The following is a 262-nucleotide window of genomic DNA, read 5'->3' on the forward strand; positions in this document are numbered from 1 at the left end:
ATATGACTCGATGTTATAAATGTAACCGTGTTTAACACCTGCAAAGCGTACACCACTGGAAAGTGAACCTCCTGCAGGTTTTAATGTGTCATTTTGTCGATGACGATTACCATCAATACTAAAGTTTTCGATAGCGATGTTTTCAGCATTACCGCCCATCGATAAGTTTGTTACAACAATTGCGTCGGCAGGTGCATCATCAGCTAATTTAATTGTTGTAATACCTTTACCTTGACCAACAAGGCGTGTGTTGTTAGGTAAC

At 39.7% G+C, this 262-nt stretch carries 1 protein-coding gene; it reads right to left on the reverse strand.

Annotated elements, in window-relative coordinates; translation table 11 throughout:
- Positions 1–262 (reverse strand): hypothetical protein (locus CD138_RS13665; protein WP_142380769.1); only part of this gene is annotated, 262 nt, incomplete at both ends.

The organism is Staphylococcus intermedius NCTC 11048 (assembly GCF_002902385.1).
Classification (GTDB): domain Bacteria; phylum Bacillota; class Bacilli; order Staphylococcales; family Staphylococcaceae; genus Staphylococcus; species Staphylococcus intermedius.